Source organism: Amycolatopsis sp. NPDC051716 (genome assembly GCF_040681595.1).
Lineage (GTDB): Bacteria > Actinomycetota > Actinomycetes > Mycobacteriales > Pseudonocardiaceae > Amycolatopsis.
The window spans coordinates 93823-120675 of record NZ_JBFAZA010000010.1; the positions used below are offsets into that span (position 1 = coordinate 93823).

A 26853-nucleotide genomic window follows, 5' to 3' on the forward strand; every position below is an offset into this window, starting at 1 on the left:
GGAGATATCCATGCGCGGTGTTGACCTCGCCATCATCGTGATCTACCTGGCGGCGATGCCGCTGATCGGCGTGCTCGTCGGCCGGAAGCAACGGTCGGCGGCCGACTACTTCGTCGGCGAACGCAGTCTGCCGTGGGGTGCGGTGATGCTGTCCGTGGTGGCCACGGAGACCTCGACACTCACCGTGATCAGCACGCCCGGGCTGGTCTTCGGCAACGCCTTCCTGTTCCTGCAGCTGGCCTTCGGCTACATCATCGGCCGGACGATCGCCGCGTTCGTGCTGCTGCCGCGGTACTTCCGGGGCAACCTCGTCAGCGCGTACGCGTTCCTCGGGAAGCGGTTCGGCTCCGGGCTGCAGGGCACCGCGTCGGTGACGTTCGTGGTCACCCGGCTGCTCGCCGAAGGCGTGCGCCTGTTCGCCGGCGCGATCCCGATCAAGGTGATCCTGGCGCACTACAACATCCACCTGGACTACTGGGTGATCGTCGTCATCCTCACCGCCCTGACGCTGGTGTACGCCTACATCGGCGGGATCAAGGCCGTCGTCTGGGTCGACGTCATCCAGCTGTCGCTGTACCTGGGCGGCGCCGCGGTGGCCGCGATCGTGCTGCTGAACAAGCTGCCGGCCGACTGGGTCTCGCAGGCGTCCGCGGACGGCAAGTTCGTGCTCGTCGACTTCACGAAGAACCTGCTGACCAGCCCGTACGCCTTCGTGACGGCGGTGCTCGGCGGCGCGGCGCTGTCGATGGCGTCGCACGGCGCCGACCAGCTGATCGCGCAGCGGCTGCTGGCCACGCGCAGCCTGCGCGACGGCCAGAAGGCGCTCATCGGCAGCGGCATCATCGTCACGATCCAGTTCGCGCTGTTCCTGCTGGTCGGCGCGATGCTGTGGGTGTTCAACGGCCGGAAGTCGGTGGCGCAGCTGGGGCTGCAGAGCCCGGACGACGTGTTCTCGCGGTTCATCATCGACGACCTGCCCGTCGGCGTCTCGGGCCTGCTCATCGCCGGGGTGCTCGCGTCGACCATGGGTGCGCTGGCGTCGGCGCTCAACGCGCTGTCGACGTCCACCGTGTCCGACCTCTACCAGCGGTTCACCAAGCGCTCGCCGGAAGATTCGAAGCTGCTGCAGCACGGTCGCATGTGGACACTGATCTGGGCCGTCGTGTTCGCCGTGTTCGCTTCGCTGTTCTCCACCACGAAGAACTCGGTGATCGAGCTCGGCCTGGCCATCACCGGGTACACCTACGGCGCGCTCCTGGGCTCGTTCCTGCTCGGCCTGCTGATCAAGAAGGCGCGGCAGGTGGACGCGATCATCGCGTTCGTCGTCACGGTCGTGGTGATGGCGTTCGTCATCCTCGGGGTGAAGTTCAACGCGAAGACCGGCGGCCTGATCGGCGTCGACTTCGGCAAGGCGGCCGGGGACAAGGTGGCGCTCGCCTACCCGTGGTACACGCTGATGGGCGTGGTCATCACGCTGGTCGTGGGCGGGCTGCTGGCGCTGCGGCACCGGACGCCGGACCCGAAGGCGGCCGAAGCCGAAGCCGCCGAGGAGACCGCGGAGGTCCGGGCCGCCTGATTCTTCTGAACCGTTTCCGGCGGGCGCCCGTGTCGCATTGCGGGAGCCCGCCGAGAAGCGGCGGGAGGATTTCGAAGGTGGATTCCATGAAGCGGATGACGGTGGCGCTCGCGATCGGCGCCCTCCTGGTCGGCGGCGCGGCGACGGCTTCGGCCACCCCGGCGCACTCGACGGTGCCGGACGCGATCAAGGTCCCGGCGGGCAACCGCGCCTTGGCGAGCTACCCGGCCGAAGGCGTGCAGATCTACGGCTGCACGAACGGCGCGTGGGCCCTGATCCAGCCCGCGGCGGTGCTGTCGCGCCACGGGAAGCCGGTGGCGCTGCACAGCAAGGGCCCGGTGTGGACGTCCATAGTGGACGGCAGCACGGTCGGTGCGGCAGCCGCGGCCAACGCCCCGCGGGACGGCGCGATCCCGGAGCTGCTGCTCAAGGCGAACCTGAACACCGGCGACGGCATCTTCGGCAAGGTGACCTACATCCAGCGCCTCAACACCCGCGGCGGCGTGGCCCCGGCGGGGACGTGCACGGCGGGCGCGCAGACGGCGGTCCGGTATTCGGCGGACTACGCGTTCTGGGTCGCCGGATAAGCGGATGTGGTGCCCCTCCCGCTCCCGTAGCCTGGGACCGGGAGGGGATCACATGGGGTTCTTCATCGGGCTCGGCGCCATCCTCGCGGTGGTGCTCGTCATCGCGCTCATCATGGACCGGTCCGACCGCAAGCGCGGGGTCAAGCACGGCATGCTCCGGCCCCGCGGGCGACGGCCGCAAATGGGCGACGCCGCTCAGGTCGGCAACGACTTGCGCCACTACGAGCCGCGCGTCCGCGGCGAAGATCGCCGCGTCCCGCGCGAAGACGAGATGTGACCGCCTCAGCCGACCGCGACCGGTTCGTCGTCGGCCGTGCGCAGGCGCTGCGAGATCACCTTGGTGATGCCGTCACCCTGCATGCTCACGCCGTAGAGCGCGTCGGCGATCTCCATCGTCGGCTTCTGGTGGGTGATGATGATCAGCTGCGACGAGTCGCGCAGCTGCTCCAGCAGCCCGATCAGCCGGCGCATGTTGGTGTCGTCGAGCGCCGCCTCGACCTCGTCCATGACGTAGAAGGGTGACGGCCGGGCGCGGAAGATCGCGACCAGCATCCCCACCGCGACCAGCGACTTCTCGCCACCCGACAGCAGCGAAAGCCGCTTGACCTTCTTGCCCGGCGGGCGGGCTTCGACGTCGACACCGGTGCTGAGCAGGTCGTCCGGCTCGGTCAGGACCATCCGGCCCTCGCCGCCCGGGAACAGCACGCTGAACACCGTTTCGAACTCGCGGGCCACATCGGCGTAGGCGCCGGCGAAGACCTCGAGGATCTTCTCGTCGACCTGCTTGATGACGGCTTCGAGGTCCTTGCGGGTGTCCTTGAGGTCTTCCAGCTGCGTGGAGAGGAACTTGTACCGCTCCTCCAGCGCCGCGAACTCCTCCAGGGCCAGGGGGTTCACCTTGCCCAGCAACGACAGGTCCTTCTCGGCGCGCTTGGCGCGGCGGGCCTGCGTGTCGCGGTCGTAGGGCATCGGCGGCGGCGGGGTGACGTCCTCGCCGCGGTCCTTGGCCGCCTCGTACTCGGCCATCTCGCCCGCGCTCGGCGGCACCGGGACGTCCGGGCCGTACTCGCGGACGAGGTCCTCCAGCCCCATGCCGAAGTCCTCGGCGATCTTGGCTTCCAGGGTCTCCAGCCGCAGCCGCTGCTCGGCGCGCAGCACCTCGTCGCGGTGCACGGCGTCGGTCAGCTTCTCCAGCTCGCCCGTGAGCTCGCGGACCTTGGCGCGGACGCCGGTCAGGGCCTGCTCGCGGCTCTGACGGCGGGCCTGGACCTGGTCGCGTTCGGTGGCGGCGCGCTGGACCGAGTGCTCGATGCGTTCCAGCGCGAGCTCGCCGGCGTTGACGACGGCGTTGGCGATCCCGGCGCCGCGCTTGCGGGCCGCGGCGGCGCGCTCGGCGCGTTCGCGGGCCTGCTGCTCGGCGTGCGCGGCCCGGCGGAGGCCTTCGGCCTTGCCCGCGATGCTGCGGGCGCGCTCCTCGGAGGTGCGCTGCGCGAGCCGCGCTTCCATCTCCTCCTGCCGCACGACGGCCAGCTCTTCGACGGCCTGGTCGCGTTCGGCGGTGTCCGGGTCGTCTTCGACGGGCTGCTCGGCGACGGCGGCGAGCCGCTCTTCCAGCTCGGCGAGCTGGGCCAGCGCCTGGACGCGGCTCTGCTCGACCTTCGCGCGCTGCCCGGACAGCCGCTCGACCTCGGCTTGGGCCTGGCGGGCGGCCTGCTGCATCCGGTTGAGCCGCTCCGACGAGCGCGCCTTGCGGACCTTCGCCTCGCCGAGCGCGTCCTTGGCCTGCGAGACCTCTTCGCGACGCGCCTGCTGCTCGGCGCGGGCGCCTTCCAGCTCGGCCGCGTACCGCTCCAGCGAGCGCTCGGCCAGGCGGAGCCGCTCCCCCGCCTCGTCGACGGCGGCCTGGACCTCGATCACGCTCTCGCGCTTGCCGGAGCCGCCGATCGCCCAACGGGCACCGAAGACGTCGCCCTCGGCGGTGACCGCCCGGACGTCCGGGTGCACCGCCACCAGGTGACGCGCCGCGTCGAGGTCGCGGACCAGGGCCAGCTTGTCGAGGGCCTGCTCGACGGCGGGCCGCAGCTGCGGCGGCGCGGTGACGACTTCGCGGGCCCAGCGCGCGCCTTCCGGCAGCGACGGCCACGCGTACGTGTCCACAGTGGATTCGGGGCCGCCGAGCAGGATGCCCGCGCGGCCGGAGTCCGTTTCCTTCAAGTACTTCAGCGCCCGCAGGGCGTCTTCGCCGCCGGTCACGGCGACGGCGTCGGCCACCGGGCCGAGGGCCGCGGCCAGCGCGACTTCGTGGCCGGGCTCGACGGTGAGCAGCGCGGCGACCGAGCCGAGCAGGCCCGGCAGTTCGTAGGACGCGCCGAGCAGCGCACCGGCGCCGTCCTTGCGCCGCAAGCCCATCGACAGCGCCTCGACGCGCGCCTTCTCCGACGCGATCTCGCGCTCGGCCGCGCGCTCGGCCTTGACCAGTTCTTCGACCCGCGCCTTGGCGGCGTTGTTGGCCTCGACCGCGCGGTCGTGGCGGTCCATCAGGCCGGCGTCGTCGGACTCCTCGACGCCACCCTCGGCCTTCGCCATCTCGAGTTCCTCGACGGCGATCTCGGCGCGCTCGGCGGCCTCTTCGAGGGAGACACTGAGGCGGTCGATCTCGTCGGAGGTGGCGCCGTTCTTGCTGCGCAGCGCCTCGACCTGGCCGGTCAGCTTGGCCATGCCCTCGCGGCGGTCGGCGATCGCGCGGACGGCGGCCCAGTGCGCGCGCTCGGCGGCCTGGACGCGCTGTTCGAGGTCTTCGCGGCGCAGAATCGTCTGAGCGAGCAGCTCGCGGGCCTCCATGACGGCCTCGTTGAGCTCTTCTTCCTGCTCGGCGACGCGCTCGGCCTCTTCGAGGAGCTCTTCGGGGTCGCGGCCGCCGGTCGACGTCGAGACGTCGGCCGACAGGTGCCGCTGGCGCTCGATCGCGAGCCGGACGGTGCCGCGCAGGCGCTCGGCCAGCGCGGACAGCTTGTACCAGGTCTCCTGGGCGGTCTGCAGCAGCGGCGCGTCCTCGGCGAGCGAGGCTTCCAGCTCGGCTTCTTCGGCCGAGACGATCTCGAGGGTCTGTTCGACTTCGGCGCGGCGCGCGCGGGCCGTCTTCTCGTCGGCCTCTTCGCGGGCGAGGGCGTCGCGCTGGGTGACCAGGTCGTCGGCGAGCAGGCGCAGGCGGGAGTCGCGCAGCTCGGACTGCACCGACTGGGCCTTGCGGGCGATCTCCGCCTGCTTGCCCAGCGGCTTGAGCTGGCGGCGCAGCTCGGTCGTCAGGTCGCCGAGGCGGTCGAGGTTGCCCTGCATGTTGGCGAGCTTGCGCAGGGTCTGTTCCTTGCGCTTGCGGTGCTTGAGGACGCCGGCGGCCTCTTCGATGAAGGCGCGGCGCTCTTCGGGCTTGGACTCGAGGATCGCCGAGAGCTGGCCCTGGCCGACGATGACGTGCATCTCGCGGCCGATGCCGGAGTCCGACAGCAGTTCCTGGACGTCCATCAGGCGGCAGCGGTCGCCGTTGATCTCGTACTCGCTGGCGCCGTCGCGGAACATCCGGCGGGTGATCGACACCTCGGAGTACTCGATGGGGAGCGCGCCGTCGGCGTTGTCGATGGTGAGGGTGACCTCGGCGCGGCCGAGCGGGGCGCGGCCCGCGGTGCCGGCGAAGATGACGTCCTCCATCTTGCCGCCGCGCAGGTCCTTGGCGCCCTGGGTGCCCATGACCCAGCGCAGCGCGTCCAGCACGTTGGACTTGCCCGAGCCGTTCGGCCCGACCACGCAGGTGATGCCCGGTTCGAAGCGCAGCGTGGTGGCCGAGGCGAAGGACTTGAAGCCCTTGAGCGTCAGGCTTTTCAGGTGCACTGGGTGCTGACCCCTCTGGCTGCCGGTACTGGCGATTCAATCGTCCCAGGCTACCTGGGGCCGTCCGGGGGCCGCCGGACGCGCCCCCTCCTCGGCGCGCCTAGCACATCCGCGCCGGCCTCAGCAACACCACGAGCCCCACCGCCCCCGGACGGACCAAACCCGCGCTACCGCTCGGCGAAGCCGCTGAGCCCCCCTTTCGGGTCGGACCAGCGCTCGGCGACGTGCTCCACACTTCCGGGTGATTCTCCCGACCGTAACGCCGCTAACAGCCGCTGACAGTGGTCTCGACTACCTTCCGCTATCACCTCGACACGCCCGTCGGCCAGATTGCTCGCGCTCCCGACCAGGCCGAGCTCCAGCGCACGGCTGCGCGTCCACCAGCGGAAACCGACACCCTGGACCCGCCCCCGCACCCACGCCGTCAGCCGGGTGTGGGTTTCTTCCTCACTCACGCCATTCCTCCCTTCCGGGTCAACCGACCGCGCACAGTAACGGATCAAGGCCACTACCTGGGCGAATACCCGCACGCCGGTGATAATCTCCCGCCGAGGTCACTCCCCCGCCGTGGGCGCACTGCTCCATCAGCACCAGCGCTCCCGTTCACGACCTCGCCGTGTCATCGCTGTGCCGCCTCAAAGCTGTGCCGCCTCCCCTTCCCCAAGGAGCCCCGTATGCCCCGCCCCGCCGGGTCGGATTCGAGCTCTCGGATCACCAGGATCGACACCGCGCCGCCCAAGAGCAGCAAACCGAACCGCACCGGGTACGTCGTGCTCGGCGTGGCCGGGCTGGTCGTCGCGACCGCGTTCGCCGCCGTGGCCGAGCTCGCCGGGCCGATCCCCGCCACCACCGCGGGCGGCACGGGCGGCCCCGGCGGCCAGGGCACCGTCCCGGCCGGCGTGCGGACCCTGCCGGCCACGCCGTCGCCGAGCGACCCGGCGACCTCGTCCAGCGGAGCCCCGACCACGTCGAACCCGACGTCGCCGAGCGCGCCGACGACGGTCGTGTCCGTGAGCCCGGACGGCAAGACGACCACCACGGTCGTCACCCAGCCGTCGCCGCCCCCGCCGCCGCGCATCGACACCGGCGGCAACCCGCCCCCGGTCTCGTCGCCGCCGTACACGCCGCCGACGTCGGCTCCGCCGAGTTCGGAGAAGCCCACGACCACGCCGCCGACGACCCCGGTCACGCCGCCCCCGACGACGACGTCGTCGACCGGTGGCGGCTCGAGCTCGGCCGGCGCCCCCTCGTCGAGCACGACCGGCCCCCGCACCGCAGCCTAGGCCCAAGTGCCCCAACGCTGGGGCACTTGGCTCTAGGCCAGGACGGCGGCGACCATCGCGTCGCGCAGGAACTTCCCGTAGCGCTCCGGGGACCACCCGCGCTCGAGGCAGAGCAGCTCGTACTGCTCCGGGCCGTGGTAGGTCCACAGGATGTCGCGGACGTCGTCGGCGCTCAGGCCCGGCTTGACCTGCCCGGTGTCCAGCAGCTCGGCCGAGAAGTACGTCATGGCCATCAGCATCTCCTGCCGCATCTGCGCCCACACCTCGGCGGCCGCGGGGTCGGCGGCGGCCGCGTCGCGGGCCAGCAGCTGCACCGGGGACACCTCGGGGACGATGCTCACCAGGTGGTCGAGGTACAACTCGATCTTCCGCACGGCGGCCGGCTCGGCCCGGATCCCGGCGATGAAGTCACGGCCGGCGATCGGCACGTCCTCGTCGTCGCCGGCGACCGTGACGTCGAAGACGGCCTTGAGCAGCGTCGCCTTGTTGGCGAACGCCTTGTAGACGGTCTGCACGGCGACACCGGCGGCCTTCGCCACCTCGGGCATCGAGGTCCCCGCGTACCCCTTCTCCCGGAAGAGCGCCGACGCCGCCGCCAGGATCCGGCGGCGGTTCTCGCGCGCCTGCTCCTGACGCCGCGACGTGTCGTAACGACGCTTGACAGGCCCGTCCATTTGGGTAGAGACTCCTCTATCTAATAGATGAACATCTATCATGACACCCTGAGGGGGCGCTGACCATGATGGAACAAGCCACCACCGACGCCGTGACCGCCGCGCGGGAGCTCGCGCCCGAGCTGAGCGCGCGGGCCGTCGAAGCCGAGCAGCTCCGGACCCTGCCTCGCGATCTCGTCGAGCGGGCCCGCGAAGCCGGGCTCTTCCGCCTGGCGACGCCGCGCGGCCTCGGCGGGCAGGAGCTGCCACCCTCCACGATCGTCGAGACGGTCGAGGAGCTGTCGCGCGCGGACGGCTCGGCGGGCTGGACGATCACCATCGGCAACGGCTCGGCGTTCCTCGCCTGGCTGGACCCGGCTGTCGCGGCGGACCTCGTGGCCGCCACCCCCGACCCGATCGGCGGCGGTGTGTTCGCGCCGATGGGCCGCCTCACCCCGGACGGCGCCGGCAAGTTCGCGCTCGCCGGCCGGTGGGGCTTCTGCAGCGGCAGCCCGCACACGGACCTGTTCTTCAACGGCGGCTTCGCCGGCGGCGACCCGCGGGACTGGCGGCTCGCCGCGGTGCCCGCCGCCGAGGTGCGGGTGGTCGAGAACTGGGACGTCAGCGGCCTGCGCGGCACCGGCAGCCACGACGTCGAGATCGACACGGTCGTGGCCGGGGAGCACACGATTTCGCCGTTCACGAACCCGGCGCGCCACGACGGGCCGCTGTGGCGGTTCCCGTTCTTCACGCTGATCGGCACGATGTTCGCGGGCGTGCCGCTCGGCATCGCCCGGCGCGCGCTGGACGAGTTCACCGCGTTCGCGCCCGCCAAGTTCCGCCCGCCGGGCCCGGGCCCGATCGCCGAGGACGGCGACGTCCAGCTCGTCCTGACCCGCGCGGAAGGGCGGCTGCGCTCGGCACGCGCGTTCGTCTTCGAGGCACTCGGCGAACTGTGGGACACCGCGTGCGCGGGTGACGTCCCGGACGTCCGGCAGCGCGGCCAGTTCCTGCTGGCGACCCAGCAGGCGATGCGGGCTTCGCTGAGCGCGGTGAACCTCGCGTTCGGCTACGCGGGCGCGGGCGCGCTGCACGCGGACCAGCCGATGCAGCGCTGCTTCCGGGACCTCCACGCGGCGGCGCAGCACATCTACTTCTCGGCCGCGGCGTCCAAGCGGTACGCGAAGCTGCGGTTCGGGATCGAGCAGCCGACCTTCTGGTTCTAGCGCCGCCTGGATCCGGACGGCTTGGATTCAGACACGGCGCCGCAGCCGGTGGGCGACCAGCGCCCACAGGTAGACCGTCAGCAGGGCACCGGCGCCGGCCGCCGCGACGCGCAACCACGTCGCCCAGCCGGCGCCGCCCTCGAAGGCGGTGAAGAGCCAGCCGAGCGCGCCGAAGGTCGCGCCCACCGCCAGCGTCAGCACGATCACCGGCGGGATGCGCTCACCGCCGAGCAGCCACGTTTTCGACCCGTCCATCTCCGGGAAGAACCCCGCCCGGGCACCGGCTAAACCTCGAAGCGGTAGCCCATCCCCGGTTCGGTCAGCAGGTGCCGGGGCCGGGAGGGCTCCTGTTCGAGCTTGCGCCGCAGCTGGGCCAGGTACACCCGCAGGTAGTGCGACTCCGTCTCGTACGACGGGCCCCACACCTCGTGCAGGAGCTGCTTCTGCGCCACCAGCCGGCCGCGGTTGCGGACCAGCAGCTCCAGCACGCCCCACTCGGTCTTCGTCAGGTGGACCTCCACGCCGTCGTGGCGGCGGACCTTCTTCGCCGCCAGGTCCACGCTGAACGACGCCGTGTCCACGACCGCGTCCGCGCCGTCCGCGCCCGCCACCGCCGAGCGGCGGACCGCCGCGCGCAGCCGGGCCAGCAGCTCGTCCATGCCGAACGGCTTCGTCACGTAGTCGTCGGCGCCCGCGTCGAGGGCCTCGACCTTGTCCGCCGAGTCGCCACGTGCCGAAAGGACGATGATCGGGACCGTCGTCCAGCCGCGCAGGCCCGCGATCACCTCGGTGCCGTCGAGATCGGGCAGGCCGAGGTCCAGCACCACCACGTCGGGCTTGGTCTCCGCGACCGCTTTCAAAGCCGCCGTCCCGTCGTGCGCGGTGATCACCTTGTAGCCGCGGGCGGTCAGGTTGATCCGCAGTGCCCGCACGATCTGCGGCTCGTCGTCCACCACCAGCACGGTGGCACCCGGGTCGCTCATCGCACCCCCTCCTCTTCGAGCTCGACACTGAACGCGGGCAGGGAAACCACGACCGTGAGCCCGCCGCCCGGGGTGTCCTCGGCGCGGATCGTGCCGCCCATCGCCTCGGTGAACCCCTTCGCCACCGACAGCCCGAGCCCGACGCCCGGCGTCGTGTCCCGGTCGCCGCCGAGCCGCTGGAACGGCGCGAACGCCGAATCCGCGGCGCCCTTGCGCAGGCCCTTGCCGTGGTCGACGATCCGCAGCTCGACCTGGCCGGAGTGCGCGCTGGCCCGGGCCGACACCGGTGCGCCACCGCTTTCGCCGGCACCGTGGCGCAGCGCGTTGTCCAGCACGTTCGCCACCACCCGTTCCAGCAGGCCGGGGTCGGCCAGCACCGAGGGGAGCTGGTCGTCGACCGCGACCACGACGTCGTCCGAGCCGTCCACAGTGGACAGCGCGTGCGCGACGACCTCGTCGTAGCCGACCGGCCGCAGGTGCGGGCGGACCGCCCCGGTGGCCAGCCGCGACGAGTCCAGGAGGTTGTCGATCAACCCCGCCAGCCGGTCGGCCGACAGCTCGATGGCCTCCATGAGCTCCGCGGTGTCCTCTTCGGACAACTCCAGGTCCGCGGCGCGCAGGCTGCCGATCGAGGCCTTGATCGACGTCAGCGGCGTCCGGAGGTCGTGCCCGACCGCCGAGAGCAACGTCGTGCGCAGCTCGGTCGCCTCGGCCTTGCGTTCGGCGCGTGCCGCCGCGGCCGCCATCCGCTGCTGGCGCAGGGCCAGCAGCGCCTGGCCGGCCACGGCTTCCAGCACCCGCCGGTCGGTCGCGGGCAGCGCCCGGCCGCGCAGGGTCAGGTGGACGTCGGCGGTGACGGCGATGTCGACGTCGGCCTCGTCCGGGTCGGCGCACGGGTCCTCCCCCGAGGTCGCCACGCACTGCCACACACCGTCCTGCTTCTCCAGCAGCGTCACCGACGTCAGGGCGAAGTTCTCGCGGACCTTCGCCAGCAGCCGCTCGATCGGGTTCGCGTGGGTGAGCACGGTCCGGGCGTAGGAGGCCAGCAGCGCGGCTTCGGTCCGCGCCCGCGCGGCCTGGGCGGCCCGGCGCGCGGCCTGGTCGACGACCAGCGCCACCAGCACCGCGACCACGACCATCGCGATCAGCGTCACGAGGTTCTGCGGGGTGTGCACGTTGAGCGTGTACAGCGGCGGTGTGAAGAAGAAGTTGAGCAGGCCGGCGCCCAGCACCGCCGCGACCAGCGCCGGGCCGAGGCCGCCGATCAGGGCGACGACGACCGTGACCAGGACGTAGGCGATGACGTCGGTGGCGAAGTCGAGCCCGGTCGGCAGGAAGACGCCGACGAGGGTGACCAGCACCGGCAGCACGACGCCCAGCACCCAGCCCGTCACCAGCCGCGAGAGCCCCAGCGGGCTCGCGGTCAGCCCGGTCCGCAGGCGCCCGCCGGCCTCGGAGTGGGTGACCATGTGCACGTCGATCGGCCCCGACCGCCGGACCACGGAAGCGCCGATGCCCTCGTCGAACAGCCGCGCCATCCGGGACCGCCGCGAGGTCCCGATGATCAGCTGGGTCGCGTTGACCCCACGGGCGAAGTCCAGGAGGGCGCCCGGGACGTCGTCGCCGACCACGGTGTGGAACGTCGCCCCCACCTCCTCGGCGAGCTTGCGGCAGCGGGCCATCGCGACCGGACTCGCTTTTTGGGGATACCGTCCGGCGAGGCCGTCGCCACTGAGAATGTGCACCACCTGCAGTTCGGCGCCGGCGCGGGTGGCGATCCGGCTGGCCCGGCGGATGAGCGTCTCGCTTTCGGGGCCGCCGGTGATCGAGGCGACGACGCGTTCGCGTGCCTCCCAGGTGTCGGTGATCCGCTGCTCGGCGCGGTAACGCTGGAGGGCGACGTCGACCTGGTCGGCCACCCAGAGCAGCGCCAGTTCCCGCAGGGCGGTGAGGTTGCCGGGCCGGAAGTAGTTGCCGAGGGCGGCATCGATCCGCTCGGCCGGGTAGACGTTGCCGTGCGCGAGCCGCCGCCGCAGCGCCTCGGGCGTGATGTCGACCAGCTCGAGCTGTTCGGCGCGCCGGACCACCTCGTCCGGGACGGTCTCCTGCTGGACGACGCCGGTGATCCGCTCGACGACGTCGTTGAGGCTCTGCAGGTGCTGCACGTTGACCGTGGACAGCACGTCGATGCCCGCGGCCAGCAGCTCTTCGACGTCCTGCCAGCGCTTGGCGTTGCGGGAGCCCGGCACGTTGGTGTGCGCCAGTTCGTCGATGACGGCGACCTCGGGCGCGCGGGCCAGGACGGCGTCGACGTCCATTTCGTCGAACGCGCGGCCGCGGTGCTCGGCGGGCCGCCGCGGCACGATCTCGAGGCCGTCCAGGAGCACCGCGGTCTTCTCGCGGCCGTGCGTCTCCACCAGCCCGACGACGACGTCGGTGCCGCGGTCGAGCCGGCGGCGCGCTTCGCCGAGCATGGCGAAGGTCTTGCCGACGCCCGGAGCCGCGCCGAGGTAGATCCTCAGCTCTCCCCGGCGCGGCTTCGCGGGCGCGTTCTCCGTGGTCACGCTGTCAGTGTGCCCCTCCGGCCGCGGCGCGCACGGCCAAGTTGAGCGGAAGCACAGTCACCCCGGGGACGCCGATGCCTGCGCCCGAAGTGTTCTGCGCGATCAGCTGCTTCACCCGGTCGAGGGGCAGCCCGGTGTTCCGCGCCACGCGCGCGGCCTGAAGATCGGCGTAGGCGACGCTGATCGCCGGGTCCAGTCCCGATCCCGACGCCGTCACCGCATCCGGCGGTACCTGATCGGGCGACACGCTTTCGCGCTCCGCGATCAGGGCACGCCGGTCCTGGATCGTCTTCACCAGGTCCTCGTTGTCGGGGCCCTTGTTGGACGCGCCGGAGGGCAGCTCGGGGCCCACGACCGAGGGCCGGGTGTGGAACCACGGGTCGCGCGCCGGGTCGGCGGGCACCGGGTCGACGCCGATCAGCGACGACCCGGCGGCTTGGCCGTTCTGCGTGACGACCGAGCCTTCGGCGTGCCCCGCCAGTCCCGGGACGTGGGCGATCGCCCACACCGCCAGGGGGTAGAGGATGCCGAGCAGGACGGTCAGCACGACGAGGACCCGCAGCCCGGCCCAGGTCTGCTTGACGAGAGTGTTCACGGTTTCACCCGATTCCGGGGATGAGGCGCACGAGCAGGTCGATCAGCCAGATCCCGAGGAAGGGGCTGACGATCCCGCCGAGGCCGTAGACGAGCAGGTTGCGGCGCAGCAGGGCCGAGGCCGACGACGGCTTGTACCGCACGCCGCGCAGGGCCAGCGGGATCAGCACGACGATGATCAGCGCGTTGAAGATGACCGCCGACAGGATCGCCGACTTCGGCGTGGCCAGGTGCATGATGTTCAGCCCGCCCAGCTGCGCGTAGATGCCGGTGAACATCGCGGGCAGGATCGCGAAGTACTTGGCCAGGTCGTTGGCGACGCTGAAGGTGGTCAGCGCGCCGCGGGTGATCAGCAGCTGCTTGCCGATCTCGACGATCTCGATCAGCTTGGTCGGGTCGCTGTCGAGGTCGACCATGTTCCCGGCCTCCTTGGCGGCCGAGGTGCCGGTGTTCATCGCGACGCCGACGTCGGCCTGCGCCAGGGCGGGGGCGTCGTTGGTGCCGTCGCCGGTCATCGCGACCAGCCGCCCGCCTTCCTGTTCCTGCTTGATGAGCGCCATCTTGTCTTCGGGCTTGGCCTCGGCGAGGTAGTCGTCGACGCCGGCGTCCGCGGCGATGGCCTTCGCGGTGAGCGGGTTGTCGCCGGTGATCATCACCGTCTTGATGCCCATCGAGCGGAGTTCGGCGAAGCGTTCCTTCATGCCCGGCTTGACCACGTCGGACAACCGGATCACGCCGCGCACCACCGTGTCTTCGGCGACCACCAGCGGCGTGCCACCTTGGGCGCTGATCGCGTCGACCACCCGCTCGGTCTCGTCGGGGAACTCGCCGCCGTTCTCGCGCACCCACGCGCGGACGGCGCTCGCCGCCCCCTTGCGGATCCGCCGGGTGCCGATGTCGATCCCGCTCATCCGCGTCTGCGCGGTGAAGGGGACGAATTCGCCGTGCTCGTCCCCTTCCGCGTGGCCCGACGTCAGCTCGACGACGCTGCGACCCTCGGGGGTCTCGTCGGCCAGGCTGGCCAAGCGGGCGGCGCGGGCGAGCTCGTCAGGAGTGGACGCGCCCACGGGGATCAGCTCGGTGGCGCGGCGGTTGCCGAAGGTGATCGTGCCGGTCTTGTCGAGCAGCAACGTCGAGACGTCTCCCGCGGCCTCCACCGCCCGGCCGCTGGTCGCCAGGACGTTGCGCTGCACCAGGCGGTCCATGCCCGCGATGCCGATCGCGGACAGCAGCGCGCCGATCGTCGTCGGGATGAGGCACACCAGCAGCGCGGTCAGCACGATCACGGACTGCTCTGACCCGGAGTAGCGGGCCATCGGCTGGAGCGCCACGACGGCGAGCAGGAAGATGATCGTGAGCGTCGAGAGCAGGATCGTCAGCGCGATTTCGTTCGGCGTCTTCTGCCGGGAGGCGCCTTCCACCAGCGCGATCATCCGGTCCACGAAGGACTCACCCGGCTTGGTGGTGATCCGCACGACGATCCGATCGCTCAGCACGGTCGTGCCGCCGGTGACGGCGCTGCGGTCGCCGCCGGACTCGCGGATGACCGGGGCCGACTCGCCGGTGATGGCCGATTCGTCGACGGTCGCGATGCCTTCGACGACGTCGCCGTCGCCCGGGATCACCTGGCCCGCCTCGACGACGACCAGGTCGCCGATCTTCAGCTCGGCCCCCGGGACCTGCTCTTCTCCGGTTTCGGTGAGCCGGCGGGCGACGGTCTCCTTCTTCGACCGCCGCAGGCTCTCGGCTTGGGCCTTGCCGCGCCCTTCCGCGACGGCTTCGGCGAGGTTCGCGAACAGGACCGTGAACCACAGCCAGACGGCGATCAGGATGGTGAACACGCTCGGGTCGGTGACCGCGAAGACCGTGGTGAGCGCGGAGCCCACCCACACCACGAACATCACCGGGTTGCCGAGCTGGTGCTTCGGGTTCAGCTTCCGGAACGCGTCCGGCAAGGACGTCCAAAGCCGGCGGGGGCTGAAGACGCCGGCGCCGACCCGGCTCGGGGGTTCGGCGGGAGCCACCCGGGGTCGTTCTTCGGTGACGGTCATGCGAGTGCCTCCGCGATGGGCCCGAGCGCGAGCGCCGGGATGAACGTGAGGGCCGCGACGAGCACCACCGTGCCGGTGAGCAGGGTGGCGAACAGCGGCCCGGTGGTCGGCAGGGTGCCCGCGGTCTCGGGCACCTTGCGCTGGGCGGCCAGCGAACCGGCCAGGCAGAGCACGGCGAGGATCGGCACGAACCGGCCGAACGCCATGGCGACGGCGAACGACGACTGGAACCAGTCGCTCGTCGCGGTCAGGCCGCCGAACGCGCTGCCGTTGTTGTTGCCGGTCGAGGCGTAGCCGTAGAGGACTTCGGACAGGCCGTGCGCGCCCGGGTTGCCCAGCGCGCCCGCCGTGCCCGGCAGCAGCAGCGCGATCCCGGAGCCGAGGAGCACCACGGTCGGCATCGCCAGCATCGCGATCGCCGCGCAGGTGACCTCACGCTTGCCGAGCTTCTTGCCCAGGTACTCCGGGGTGCGCCCGACCATCAGCCCGGCCAGGAACATCGCGATGATCGCCAGCACGAGGATGCCGTAGAGGCCGGTGCCGACGCCGCCGGGCGAGATCTCGCCGTAGAGCATGTTCAGCAGCGGTCCCCCGCCGCCGAGGCCGGACAGGCTGTCGTGGGCGCCGTTCACCGCGCCGGTCGACGTGCCGGTGGTGGTGTCGGCGAACAACGACGTCAGCCCGATGCCGAAGCGCTGCTCCTTGCCCTCCATGCTCGCGCCCGCGGCCCGCGCCACCGGGTTGTTCGCGTAGGCCTCGGAGAACCAGATCAGCGCCAGCGAAGCGGCCCACAGCAGGCCCATCACGCTCAGCAGGACGTACCCCTGGCGGCGGTTGCCGACCAGCGTGCCGAACGCGCGGGTCAGGCTGACCGGGATGACCAGGATCAGGAACAGCTGGACGAGATTGCTCCAGGCGTTCGGGTTCTCGAAGGGGTGCGCGGAGTTGGCGTTGAAGATGCCGCCACCGTTGGTGCCCAGTTCCTTGATCGCCTCCTGGCTCGCGGCCGGGGCCAGCGCGAGGGTGCTTCCGCTGCCGTCGGGGTTCGTGACGGCGACCCCCGCCTTGAGGCTCTGCACGACGCCGAGCGCGACCAGGACGAGGGCGAACACGAAGGCCATCGGCAGCAGCACGCGGACCGTGCCGCGGGTGAGGTCCACCCAGAAGTTGCCGAGCCGGTCGGTCTTCGCCCGGACGAAGCCGCGGGTCACCGCGATCGCCACGGCCAGGCCGACGGCGGCCGAGAGGAAGTTCTGCACGGTCAGCCCGGCCATCTGCACGAAGTGGCCCATCGTCGTCTCGGGGACGTAGGACTGCCAGTTCGTGTTGGTGACGAACGAGATCGCCGTGTTGAACGCGACGCCGGGGCTGACCGAGCCGCGGCCCAGGTCCCACGGCAGGAGCGGCTGCAGGCGCTGCAGCAGGTAGAGCAGGACAACGGAGACGAACGAAAACCCGAGCACGCCCGCGGCGTAGGTCGGCCAGCGCTGCTCGGAGTCGGGGTTGACGCGGAAGAGCCGGTAGAGGCCCTTCTCGAGCTTGAGGTGCTTCTCGCTGGAGAAGACGCGCGCCAGGTAGTCGCCGAGCGGTCTGTAGACCACGGCGAGGGCGGCGAGGAGCAGGCCGAGCTGGATGAGCCCGGCCGTCGAGTCGGTCATTTAAGCCCCTCCGCGGGGGAAAGTACGTCGGGGCGCATCAGAACTTCTCCGGCCTGATCAAGGCGATGAACAAATAGACGAGCAGGCCGAGCGCGAGCAACCCGCCGACCACGTTGGCAACGGTTCCGGCGCCGCTCACAGCTTTTCCAAGCCGCGCAGCACCAGCGCCAGCACCACGAAAACGCCGATCAGGAGAACGGCGTAGAGCAAGTCGGCCACAGGCACCTCTCAGGACAGGTCACCGGGTTCGGTGACCGGGGACGACGTCACTGTGCGGTCCTGGGAGGCCGCCACGTCCACCGGCTGATGGCGCCTTGATGCGTTCCTGACACGCATTTACGCCGTCTTGATGGCCGGTGGCGGCGGTCACGCAAGCGTTTGCCCCGTTCTCACCGCAGGTAGTTGGTCAGTGACAAGCGACACACCGCGTGACCGAACAGGTGCGGAAAGTGCAATTCGGGCAGACAAGATCTTCGGGTCGTGTTACACCTGGGTTACCAATAGTTGTATCTGCTAAGCAATCTCTGGGAGGGGCTTCGCTATGTGCGGTATCGCCGGCTGGGTTTCCTACGACGCCGACCTCACCCGCCGCCAAGACGTCGTCGACGCCATGACGGGCACGATGGCCTGCCGCGGACCGGACGACTCGGGGACCTGGGTGCGCCGGCACGTCGCGCTCGGCCACCGGCGGCTGGCCATCATCGACCTGCCCGGCGGCCGGCAGCCGATGACCGTCTCGACGCCGAACGGCGACATCGCGATGGTCTACAGCGGGGAGGCCTACAACTTCACCGAGCTGAAGGACGAGCTGACGAAGCTCGGGCACACCTGGGAAACCGACAGCGACACCGAAGTGGTGCTGCACGGCTACCTGCAGTGGGGCGACGCGGTCGTCGACCACCTCAACGGCATGTACGCCTTCGCGATCTGGGACGAGCGCGACGACCGGCTCGTGATGATCCGCGACCGGATGGGCATCAAGCCGTTCTACTACTACCCGACCCGCGACGGCGTGCTCTTCGGTTCGGAGCCGAAGGCGATCCTGGCGAACCCGCTGGCCGCGAAGGTCGTCGACACCGACGGGCTGCGCGAGCTGATGGCGTTCACCAAGCGGCCCGGCTGGTCGCTGTGGAAGGGCATGGAGGAGGTCCGGCCGGGCACGATCGTCACGGTGTCCCGCGAGGGCGTCCGGACTCGCACGTACTGGAAGCTGGACGCGAAGCAGCACACCGACGACCAGGAGACGACGGTCGCCCGCGTGCGCGAGCTGATGACCGACATCGTGAACCGGCAGCTGGTCGCCGACGTTCCCCGCTGCGTCCTGCTGTCGGGCGGCCTCGACTCGAGCGCGGTCACCGGGCTGGCCGCGGCCCGGCTCGCTTCGCAAGGTGAGCAGCTGCGGACGTTCTCCGTCGACTTCCTCGGCCAGGAAGAGAACTTCAAGCCGGACGAGATGCGCGACACCGCGGACTCGCCGTTCGTGCGTGACGTCGCCTCGCTGGTCGGGTCCGCGCACCAGGACGTCGTGCTGAACCCGGCCGAGCTGACCGACCCGGAGGTGCGGCGCGCGGTCCTGCGGGCCCGCGACATCCCGGCCGGCCTGGGCGACATGGACACGTCGCTGTACCTGCTGTTCAAGGCGATCCGCGGCGAGTCGACGGTGGCCTTGTCGGGCGAGTCGGCCGACGAGGTGTTCGGCGGCTACCGCTGGTTCTTCGACGAGGCTGCGGTCAACGCCGACATGTTCCCGTGGATCGCCTTCCGCAGCGCGATGATGACCGACCGGACGTCCATCTACACACCCGAGCTGATGGGGAAGATGGACCTGGAGTCCTACGTGCGCGACCAGTACCGCTCCGCGGTCGACGAGGTCGAGCACTTGGACGGCGAGTCCGAGGTCGAGGCGCGGATGCGGACGATCTGCCACCTGCACCTGACCCGGTTCGTGCGGATGCTGCTGGACCGCAAGGACCGCGCGTCGATGGCGGTGGGCCTGGAGGTCCGGGTCCCGTTCTGCGACCACCGGCTGGTGGAGTACGTCTACAACACGCCGTGGTCCCTGAAGACGTTCGACGGCCGGGAGAAGAGCCTCCTGCGGCACGCGACCAAGCACGTGCTGCCTTCGTCGGTCGCGCAGCGGGTGAAGAGCCCGTACCCGTCGACGCAGGACCCGGGATACGCGGCGGCGCTGCAGCAGCAGGCCAAGGAGGTCCTGGCCGAGCCGGGCCACGCGGTCTTCGGCCTGGTCGACAAGTCCTGGACGCACCGGGTGTCCGAAGTGGACTCGGCGACCATGGCCCCGGCGGACCGGATCGGCCTGGACCGGCTGCTCGACCTGTACCACTGGATCGAGATGTACTCCCCGGAGCTACAGCTCGACTGAGGCTCAGCGGTCCGGCGCGGTTCGCCGCGCCGGACCGGTCAGCTCCTCCGGCCGAGCCGCAGGGCCGCGGTGACCTCGTGGCCCGCGGTGGTGAGCGCCGCGCCCGTTCCGGACAGCAGGGCACGGGGCGCCGTGGTTGCCCGCCGTCGTCGAGGCGATGAACCTTTCCGCTCCACTAACGCGGGCCTCCTCCAGCAGCAGTGCCGTCACCTGCCTGCCGATCCCGCGGCCGCGAGCGGTGCGGGCCAGCCAAATACCCGCCTCGACCGCGTCGCCGTGGGGCTCCAGGCGGGCCGCACCGACCGCGGTGCCGTCGGTGTCGATCACCCAGGTGCGTTCCACCGCCGTCGCCGGGTCCAGGCACCGGGCGCGGTGGAACGCCAGGAACGCGGCGCGGCGGGCGGGCGTCCAGCCGGGCGGCCCGCCTACCGGCGGCATCACCTCCAGGGGATCGGCCCCGGCTTCGGCGGCTTCGAGCAGTCGTGTCAGGGCGGCCTCGTCCAACGGCGTCAGCATGACCATGCCCGGATCTTCACCGCCGGTGGCCGGACGCGCGAACGGATTTCGCCTCGCCGCGCCGCTCGCCCGCAAGCTCCTCAGCGCCTGACCTCCGCCAGCCTCACCGGACGCCGCTCCCTCCTCGACACCTCGCAAGCCTCGGCGATGTAGAACGCCTCCAACGCATCCGCCGCCCCGCAGGGCGAAGGGGCCCGCTCCGCGACGACATCCAGGAACGCTCGCAGCTCCGTCGTGTACGCCGGGCGGAAGCGTTCCATGAAGCCCGGGTACGCCGGCCCGGGCAGCGGGGCCACGCCCGGCTCCACCGACCGCAGCGGAGCCCGGTCGTCCAGGCCGACCACCACGCCCGATACCGAACCCAGCACGTCGAGGCGCACGTCGTACCCCGCGCCGTTGTAGCGGGTCATCGACACCGTCGCCAGCGTGCCGTCGTCCAGGGTCAGTGTCGCCGCCGCCGTGTCGACGTCGCCCGCGTCGCGGAAGAACTGCTCTCCGCGGTTCGCGCCGATCGCGTACACCTCGTCGACCTCGCGGCCGCTCACCCAGCGGATGATGTCGAAGTCGTGCACGCCGCAGTCGCGGAACAACCCACCCGAATGGGCGACGTACTCCGCCGGCGGGGGCGCCGGGTCGAACGTCGTCGCGCGCAAGGTGTGCAGCCAGCCCAGTTCGCCGGACGCGACCGCCGCCCGGGCCGCCGCGTATCCCGCGTCGAAGCGGCGCTGGAAGCCGATCTGGACGGGGACGTCCGAGGCGCCGATGCGGTCGATGACCGCCAGCGTGCCCGGGATGTCCGCAGCCACCGGCTTCTCGCAGAACACCGGGAGGCCCGCGTCGACCGCCGCGATGATCAGGCCGGGGTGCGCGTCCGTCGCCGCCGTGACGACCAGCCCGTCGAGCCCCGCGGCGAACAGCTCGTCGAGGGAAACCGATTCGACGCCGAGCTTCGCGGCGGCCGAGACGGCTCGCGCGGGGTCGACGTCGGCCACGACGACCGATTCGACCTCCTCGAAGCCCTTCAGCGTCTCCGCGTGCGCGGTACCGATCCGGCCGGTGCCCGCCAATCCCAACCTCATCGTGGTGTTCCTCCTGTCGCAGACAATTCGGCGGTGGTCGACCGGACCACCAAGGACGGGTGCAGCAGGTGCCGGACCGGCTCCGTGCGCTCCCCGCGGACGCGCTCGATCAGCGCTTCGAAGGCCAGCCGCCCCATCTCGGTACGTGGCTGGTCCACTGTGGTCAGTGAGAGGTGCCGCAGCGCGGCCAGGGACGTGTTGTCGTAACCCACGACCGACACGTCCTCGGGCACGCGCAGCCCGGCCTCCTCCAGGGCCGAGATCGCCCCGACGGCGTTGAAGTCGTTGCCCGCCACCAGCCCGGTCGGCAGGTCGAGCCGCGAGTACGTCGCCAGCAGCTCGCGCACCGCCTTCTCGCCGCCGGTGTCGGTGTGCTCGCTGCGGACGACGATCGGCTCCAGCCCGTGGCGCCGCATCGCCGACTGGAACCCGCGGCGCCGCTGGGCCGCGCCGGCCGCGCCCCCGCCGTCGAGGTGGGCGATGCGCCGGTGCCCGAGGCCGACGAGGTGGTCGACGGCCAGCGCGGACCCCGCCTCGCCGTCGTCGTTCACCGTGTCCACTGTGGACGAGCGAATCGTCCGCGAGACCAGCACGACCGGGCACTGCTTGGCCGCGAGCTGGATCGACGCCGCCGGAACGACCGGCGAAAGCAGGATGATCCCCGCCGGGCGGAAGGAAAGCAGGTTGTGCAGGGCGTTCCACTCGCGGGTGGGACTGCGGCCGCCCGTGTTGAGGATCAGGTCGAAGCCCGCCGCCTGGGCGGCCGCGTCAAGCCCCTCGACGACATCGGCGAAGAAGGCGTTGCGCAGGTCGTTGACCATCACGCCGAGCACGGTGGACGTCCGGCTGGCCAGCGACCGCGCCATCACGTGCGGCTGGTAGCCGAGTTCCTCGGCCGCGCGCAGCACCGCCGCGCGCCGCGCGTCGGACACCTTCGGCGAATTGTTCATCACCAGGGAGACCAGTGCGCGGGAAACTCCCGCCCGCCCGGCGACGTCCTCCATGGTCGGACGCACCATGCGCACCTCCCCTGATCTCGGAAAACTCAGCCTTGACTTGCTGTGACGGACGCTACAAGATTAGAGCGCTCTAATCAATAGAGCGCTCCAACGGACCAACGGAGGCCCCTTGTGACAGCGACGATCCGCGTGGCCGCCGCCCCGATCTCGTGGGGCGTCTGCGAAGTGCCGGGCTGGGGCCGGGTGCTGGACGCGGCGACCGTGCTCGGCGAGATGGCGGCGCTCGGCGTCCAGGCCACCGAGCTGGGCCCGCCCGGGTACCTCCCCCGCGAACCCGCCGCGCTGCGCGAGCTGCTGGCCGGCTACGACCTGACCCTGGTCGGCGGCTTCCTCGCCGTCGTCCTGCATGAAGACCAGCGGGAAGCACTGCGCGAGGCCGAGGAATCGGCCGCGCTCTTCGCCGCCTGCGGGGGTGACGTCCTCGTCCTCGCCGCCGCGACCGGCCTCGACGGCTACGACGACCGTCCGCGGCTCAGCGACGCCGAATGGGCGATGCTGGTCGAGACCGCCGGCAAGATCCGCGACATCGCCGCCGCCCACGGCCTGCGCACGGTGCTGCACCCGCACGTCGGGACGCACGTGGAGCAGCAGGCCGAGGTCGAGCGCTTCCTCGCCGATTCCGATCTCGGGTTGTGCCTCGACACCGGGCACCTGATGATCGGCGGGACGGATCCGGTGGAGCTGGCGAAGCGGTATCCCGAACGGGTGGGGCACGTGCATCTCAAGGACGTCCGGGAAGACCTGGCGGCCGAGGTCCGCGCGGGCCGGCTCGCCTACACCGACGCGGTCGGGCGGGGCATGTACACCCCGCTCGGCGAGGGCGACGTGGACGTGGCGGCGATGGTGCGCTCCGTCCAGGCCGCCGGCTACGACGGCTGGTACGTCCTCGAACAGGACACCGCCCTCGGCGACGCGAGCCCCGACGACCTACCCCGGCGGGACACCGAGCGCAGCCTGGCCCACCTCGCGAAGATCACCGACTCCCTCTGAAACCTGGTCCCAAAGGAGTGACTGTGTTCACCTTCAAGAAGCTGGCCGGCGTGGCGGCGATCGCCGCCGCCGGGCTGATCCTCTCCGCCTGCAGCGGCCCCAGCGCCGACAACTCGAAGAGCAGCTCCAGCAGCAGCCCCTCGGCGGCGGCCCCCAGCTCGGGCGGCCCGCTGAAGGTCGCCGTGGTCACCCACGGCAGCGCCGGCGACGCCTTCTGGAACGTCGTGAAGAACGGCGCCGAGCAGGCGGGCAAGGACCTGAACGTCGGCGTCGACTACTTCTCCGACGGCGACCCGGGCAACCAGGCCCGGCTGATCGACAACGCGGTCGCGCAGAAGGTCGGCGGCCTGGTCGTCTCGATGGCCAACCCGCAGGCGCTGCAGACGTCGATCCAGAACGCGGTGAAGGCCGGCATCCCGGTCGTCACCATCAACTCCGGCGAGGACTTCAGCGCCCAGTTCGGCGCGATCGCGCACGTCGGGCAGAGCGAAGGCCTCGCGGGCCAGGGCGCCGGCCAGCGGCTCAAGGCGGCCGGCAAGACCAAGCTGCTGTGCGTCATCCACGAGGCCGGCAACATCGGCCAGAACCAGCGCTGCGACGGTGCGAAGCAGACCTTCGGCAACGTCACGACGCTGCAGGTCGACATCTCCAACCCGACCGACGCGCAGGCCCGCATCCGCGGCGCGCTGCAGTCCGACCCGTCGATCGACGCCGTCCTGGCGCTGAACTCGCAGGTCGCGGCCCGTGCCGTCGCCGCGGCGAAGGAAGCGAGCTCCAAGGCCCAGGTGGCCACGTTCGACCTGAACGCCGACGTCGTCACGGCCATCAAGGACGGCAGCATCCTGTTCGCCGTCGACCAGCAGCAGTACGAGCAGGGTTACCTGCCGGTCGTGTTCCTGAAGCTGTACAAGGAGAACGGCAACACCATCGGCGGCGGCAAGCCGGTGCAGACCGGCCCGGGCTTCGTCGACAAGACCAACATCGACACGATCGCCCCGTACGCGCAGCGCGGCACGCGATGACCGCAGCCATCCAGGCCCAGCCCGACGAGCGCGTCGCGAAGAAGAGCCTGACCGACCGGCTGGTCGTCAGGCCCGAAATCGGCGCGCTCCTCGGCGCCGTGCTGGTGTTCGTCTTCTTCTCCGTCGTCACCGGCCAGTTCCTCAGCCCGCTGGGCGTGGCGACCTGGCTCGACGACTCCTCGACGCTGGGCATCATGGCCGTCGTGGTCGCGCTGCTCATGGTCGGCGGCGAGTTCGACCTGTCCGCCGGCGTGATGACGGCGTCGACGTCGCTGGTCACCGCGATCCTGGCGACGCAGGCGGGCTGGAACGTCTGGCTCGCGCTGCTGGCGTCGCTGGTCTTCGCGCTCGGCGTCGGCGCCTTCAACGGCTGGCTGGTGATGAAGACCGGGCTGCCCAGCTTCATCGTCACGCTGGGGTCGTTCCTGGCCCTGCAGGGGCTCAACCTCGGCGTGACCCGGCTGGTCACCAACACCGTCCAGGTGTCGGGCATGCGCTCGACCAGCGGTTACGAGTCGGCCGGCGGGCTGTTCGCGTCCACCTTCGACGTCGGCGGCACGGAGTTCCAGTCGTCGATCGTCTGGTGGATCGTCGTCACGGCGATCGCCGCGTGGCTACTGGTGCGGACCCGGTTCGGCAACTGGATCTTCGCGGTCGGCGGGTCGCAGGTGTCGGCGCGCTCGGTCGGCGTGCCGGTGGTGCGCGCGAAGATCCTGCTGTTCATGGGCACCGCGCTCGGCGCGTGGCTGGTCGGCTCGATCAACATCCTGCGGTTCGCCAGCGTGCAGGCGAACCAGGGCATCGGGCTGGAGTTCCAGTACATCATCGCCGCGGTGATCGGCGGCTGCCTGCTCACCGGCGGGTTCGGCTCGGCGGTGGGCGCGGCGATCGGCGCGCTGATCTTCGGCATGGCGCGCCAGGGCATCGTGTTCGCGCAGTGGAACAGCGACTGGTTCATGCTGTTCCTCGGCGTCATGCTGCTGGCCGCGGTCCTGGTCAACAACGCCTTCCGGCGCCGCGCGGAGAGGGTACGCCGATGAGGCTGCATCAATCTGAAGAGCTTCTCTCAGTCCGCTCCATCGGGAAGACCTACGGCAGCGTGATCGCGCTGCGCGATGTGTCCACGGTGGTCAACGCGGGCGAGGTCACCTGCGTGCTCGGCGACAACGGCGCCGGGAAGTCGACGCTGATCAAGATCCTGGCCGGCGTGCACCAGCACGACCGGGGCGAGTTCCTCGTCGAAGGCGAGCCCGTGCGGTTCTCCTCGCCGCGCGAGGCCCTGGATCGCGGCATCGCGACCGTGTACCAGGACCTCGCCGTCGTGCCGCTGATGAGCGTCTGGCGCAACTTCTTCCTCGGCTCCGAGCCGACGACCGGGTTCGGCCCGTTCAAGATGCTCGACCGGAAGAAGGGCCGCGAGACGACGAAGAAGGCGTTGTCCGACATGGGCATCGACCTGCGGGACGTCGAGCAGCCGGTCGGGACGCTCTCGGGTGGTGAACGCCAGTGCGTCGCGATCGCGCGGGCGGTGTACTTCGGCGCGAAAGTGCTGATCCTGGACGAGCCGACCGCGGCTCTCGGTGTCAAGCAGGCCGGGGTCGTGCTGAAGTACGTCGCCCAGGCGCGGGACCGTGGCCTCGGCGTCGTGCTGATCACGCACAACCCGCACCACGCCTACCCCGTCGCCGACCGGTTCCTGCTGCTCAAGCGGGGTGCCGCGCTCGGGCACTACGAGAAGTCCGAGATCGACATCGGCGAGCTGACCCGGCAGATGGCGGGCGGCGCCGAACTGGAAGCCCTCGAACACGAGCTGCGGCAGGTGGAAAAGGCGTGAGTCTCGAAGCGCTGACGATCGGCCGGGTGGGGGTCGACCTCTACCCCGAGCAGAGCGGCGTCCCGTTGGCCGGCGTCAGCACGTTCGCCAAGTCGCTCGGCGGGACGGCGACCAACGTCGCGGTCGCCGCCGCGCGGCTCGGCCGGCGCACGGCCGTGCTGACGAAGGTCGGCCCGGACGGCTTCGGCGACTACGTGCGGCAGGCCCTCGGCGGCTTCGGCGTCTCGCCGGACTTCGTGGGCACTTCCGAAGGCCTCCAGACGCCGGTGGTGTTCTGCGAACTGAATCCGCCCGCGGACCCGCCGCTGCTGTTCTACCGCTCCCCCATCGCGCCCGACCTCACGCTCACCGACGACGACGTGCCGTGGGACGTCGTCGAGTCGGTGCCGCTGCTGTGGGTCACCGGTACCGGTGTGTCCGTGGAACCGGCCCGGGCGACCCAGCGGAAGATCCTCGAGGCCCGGGGGCGCCGGGAGCACACCGTCCTGGACCTGGACTACCGGCCGATGTTCTGGCCATCGGTGGAGCAGGCCCGCGAGGAGATCGGCTGGATGCTCGACCACGTCACGGTCGCGGTCGGCAACCGCGCCGAGGCAGAGGTCGCCGTCGGCACCGCGGACCCGGACACGGCCGCGGACCGGATGCTTTCACGGGGTGTCCGGCTTGCGGTGATCAAGAAGGGCGCCGAAGGAGTCCTGGTGGCGACCCCGGACGGCCGCTGGACGGTGTCGCCGCAGCGTGTCGAGGTCGTCTGCGGGCTCGGCGCGGGCGACGGCTTCGGCGGGGCGCTCATCCACGGCCTGCTGTCGGGCTGGGACCCGGTCCGGATCGCGGAGTACGCGAACGCGGCGGGCGCGCTCGTCGCGTCGAGGCTGGCCTGCGCCGACGCGATGCCCACCGCGGAGGAGATCGAGGAACTGCTGTGAAGGTTGCCGTCGAAGCCGCTGCGA

The 26853-nt window shown here is 71.1% G+C and carries 24 protein-coding genes; 10 read left to right on the forward strand and 14 right to left on the reverse strand.

Features of this window, described 5'->3' with window-relative positions; genetic code table 11:
- Positions 1 to 10 precede the first annotated feature (10 nt).
- The 3 genes from AB0M30_RS15860 to AB0M30_RS15870 all read left to right on the forward strand — a co-directional run bounded on the left by AB0M30_RS15860 (position 11) and on the right by AB0M30_RS15870 (position 2440).
- A complete protein-coding gene (locus AB0M30_RS15860) occupies positions 11 to 1576 on the forward strand; it encodes a sodium:solute symporter (protein WP_364584620.1) in 1566 nt (521 codons plus the stop codon).
- Positions 1577 to 1662: 86 nt separating this feature from the next.
- On the forward strand, positions 1663 to 2163 hold the full coding sequence (locus AB0M30_RS15865) for a DUF3455 domain-containing protein (RefSeq protein WP_103337474.1): 501 nt from the start codon (positions 1663 to 1665) through the stop codon (positions 2161 to 2163).
- Between the two features lie 52 nt (positions 2164 to 2215).
- Positions 2216 to 2440 carry a hypothetical protein gene (locus AB0M30_RS15870; protein WP_364584622.1) on the forward strand — a complete coding sequence of 75 codons (225 nt, stop codon included), beginning with the start codon at positions 2216 to 2218 and terminating at the stop codon, positions 2438 to 2440.
- 5 nt (positions 2441 to 2445) lie between these two features.
- On the opposite strand, the gene smc is transcribed toward AB0M30_RS15870, so the two are convergent.
- The 4 genes from smc to AB0M30_RS15890 form a co-directional block, all read right to left on the reverse strand.
- Positions 2446 to 6048 (reverse strand): chromosome segregation protein SMC, encoded by a 3603-nt coding sequence (gene smc / locus AB0M30_RS15875; protein WP_364584624.1) that lies wholly within the window; start codon positions 6046 to 6048, stop codon positions 2446 to 2448.
- 167 nt (positions 6049 to 6215) lie between these two features.
- Complete coding sequence (locus AB0M30_RS15880) at positions 6216 to 6503, reverse strand: acylphosphatase (RefSeq protein ID WP_364584626.1); 288 nt, start codon at positions 6501 to 6503, stop codon at positions 6216 to 6218.
- A 164-nt stretch (positions 6504 to 6667) separates the two neighbouring features.
- Positions 6668 to 7306 carry a hypothetical protein gene (locus tag AB0M30_RS15885; RefSeq protein ID WP_364584628.1) on the reverse strand — a complete coding sequence of 213 codons (639 nt, stop codon included), beginning with the start codon at positions 7304 to 7306 and terminating at the stop codon, positions 6668 to 6670.
- Between the two features lie 57 nt (positions 7307 to 7363).
- Positions 7364 to 8005, reverse strand: coding sequence for a helix-turn-helix domain-containing protein (locus AB0M30_RS15890; protein ID WP_364584630.1), 642 nt, complete (start codon positions 8003 to 8005; stop codon positions 7364 to 7366).
- A 65-nt stretch (positions 8006 to 8070) separates the two neighbouring features.
- Here AB0M30_RS15890 and AB0M30_RS15895 point away from each other — a divergent pair, with 65 nt between their 5' ends.
- Complete coding sequence (locus AB0M30_RS15895; RefSeq protein WP_364584632.1) at positions 8071 to 9210, forward strand: acyl-CoA dehydrogenase family protein; 1140 nt, start codon at positions 8071 to 8073, stop codon at positions 9208 to 9210.
- Positions 9211 to 9237: 27 nt separating this feature from the next.
- Here the strand turns inward: AB0M30_RS15895 and AB0M30_RS15900 are convergent, their stop codons facing one another.
- Genes AB0M30_RS15900 through kdpF form a run of 7 tightly spaced genes read right to left on the reverse strand, consistent with a single transcriptional unit; the run spans position 9238 to position 17199 of the window.
- Entirely contained in the window at positions 9238 to 9465 is a 228-nt protein-coding gene (locus tag AB0M30_RS15900) for a hypothetical protein (RefSeq protein WP_103337470.1), read from the reverse strand.
- 29 nt (positions 9466 to 9494) lie between these two features.
- Complete coding sequence (locus AB0M30_RS15905; RefSeq protein ID WP_354808581.1) at positions 9495 to 10193, reverse strand: response regulator; 699 nt, start codon at positions 10191 to 10193, stop codon at positions 9495 to 9497.
- Complete coding sequence (locus tag AB0M30_RS15910; RefSeq protein WP_364584634.1) at positions 10190 to 12757, reverse strand: DUF4118 domain-containing protein; 2568 nt, start codon at positions 12755 to 12757, stop codon at positions 10190 to 10192. The genes AB0M30_RS15905 and AB0M30_RS15910 overlap by 4 nt, the downstream gene beginning before the upstream one ends.
- A 4-nt stretch (positions 12758 to 12761) precedes the next feature.
- Positions 12762 to 13352: a potassium-transporting ATPase subunit C gene (locus tag AB0M30_RS15915; RefSeq protein ID WP_364584636.1), complete on the reverse strand. Its 591-nt coding sequence runs from the start codon at positions 13350 to 13352 to the stop codon at positions 12762 to 12764.
- Positions 13353 to 13356: 4 nt separating this feature from the next.
- A complete protein-coding gene (kdpB, locus tag AB0M30_RS15920; protein ID WP_364584637.1) occupies positions 13357 to 15402 on the reverse strand; it encodes a potassium-transporting ATPase subunit KdpB in 2046 nt (681 codons plus the stop codon).
- On the reverse strand, positions 15399 to 17060 hold the full coding sequence (gene kdpA / locus AB0M30_RS15925) for a potassium-transporting ATPase subunit KdpA (RefSeq protein ID WP_364584639.1): 1662 nt from the start codon (positions 17058 to 17060) through the stop codon (positions 15399 to 15401). Before kdpA ends, kdpB begins: the two co-directional genes overlap by 4 nt.
- A gap of 37 nt (positions 17061 to 17097) precedes the next feature.
- Complete coding sequence (gene kdpF / locus AB0M30_RS15930; RefSeq protein ID WP_364584641.1) at positions 17098 to 17199, reverse strand: K(+)-transporting ATPase subunit F; 102 nt, start codon at positions 17197 to 17199, stop codon at positions 17098 to 17100.
- A 402-nt stretch (positions 17200 to 17601) separates the two neighbouring features.
- Here kdpF and asnB point away from each other — a divergent pair, with 402 nt between their 5' ends.
- Positions 17602 to 19443: an asparagine synthase (glutamine-hydrolyzing) gene (gene asnB, locus AB0M30_RS15935; RefSeq protein WP_364584642.1), complete on the forward strand. Its 1842-nt coding sequence runs from the start codon at positions 17602 to 17604 to the stop codon at positions 19441 to 19443.
- Between the two features lie 3 nt (positions 19444 to 19446).
- On the opposite strand, the gene AB0M30_RS15940 is transcribed toward asnB, so the two are convergent.
- The 3 genes from AB0M30_RS15940 to AB0M30_RS15950 form a co-directional block, all read right to left on the reverse strand.
- Positions 19447 to 19965: a GNAT family N-acetyltransferase gene (locus tag AB0M30_RS15940; RefSeq protein ID WP_364584644.1), complete on the reverse strand. Its 519-nt coding sequence runs from the start codon at positions 19963 to 19965 to the stop codon at positions 19447 to 19449.
- Positions 19966 to 20039: 74 nt separating this feature from the next.
- A complete protein-coding gene (locus tag AB0M30_RS15945; protein ID WP_364584646.1) occupies positions 20040 to 21038 on the reverse strand; it encodes a Gfo/Idh/MocA family oxidoreductase in 999 nt (332 codons plus the stop codon).
- On the reverse strand, positions 21035 to 22057 hold the full coding sequence (locus AB0M30_RS15950) for a LacI family DNA-binding transcriptional regulator (RefSeq protein ID WP_364584648.1): 1023 nt from the start codon (positions 22055 to 22057) through the stop codon (positions 21035 to 21037). The genes AB0M30_RS15945 and AB0M30_RS15950 overlap by 4 nt, the downstream gene beginning before the upstream one ends.
- 111 nt (positions 22058 to 22168) lie before the next feature.
- On the opposite strand from AB0M30_RS15950, the gene AB0M30_RS15955 reads away from it, so the two are divergent.
- The 5 genes from AB0M30_RS15955 to iolC are packed head-to-tail and all read left to right on the forward strand — an operon-like array spanning position 22169 to position 26829.
- Positions 22169 to 23047, forward strand: a complete 879-nt coding sequence (locus AB0M30_RS15955; RefSeq protein WP_364584650.1) for a TIM barrel protein — start codon at positions 22169 to 22171, stop codon at positions 23045 to 23047.
- Between the two features lie 23 nt (positions 23048 to 23070).
- Positions 23071 to 24069, forward strand: a complete 999-nt coding sequence (locus AB0M30_RS15960; RefSeq protein WP_364584652.1) for a sugar ABC transporter substrate-binding protein — start codon at positions 23071 to 23073, stop codon at positions 24067 to 24069.
- Positions 24066 to 25109 carry an ABC transporter permease gene (locus AB0M30_RS15965; RefSeq protein ID WP_364584654.1) on the forward strand — a complete coding sequence of 348 codons (1044 nt, stop codon included), beginning with the start codon at positions 24066 to 24068 and terminating at the stop codon, positions 25107 to 25109. Before AB0M30_RS15960 ends, AB0M30_RS15965 begins: the two co-directional genes overlap by 4 nt.
- Positions 25106 to 25903, forward strand: coding sequence for an ATP-binding cassette domain-containing protein (locus AB0M30_RS15970; RefSeq protein WP_364584656.1), 798 nt, complete (start codon positions 25106 to 25108; stop codon positions 25901 to 25903). The genes AB0M30_RS15965 and AB0M30_RS15970 overlap by 4 nt, the downstream gene beginning before the upstream one ends.
- Entirely contained in the window at positions 25900 to 26829 is a 930-nt protein-coding gene (gene iolC, locus AB0M30_RS15975) for a 5-dehydro-2-deoxygluconokinase (RefSeq protein WP_364584658.1), read from the forward strand. Before AB0M30_RS15970 ends, iolC begins: the two co-directional genes overlap by 4 nt.
- The last annotated feature ends 24 nt before the right edge of the window (positions 26830 to 26853 follow it).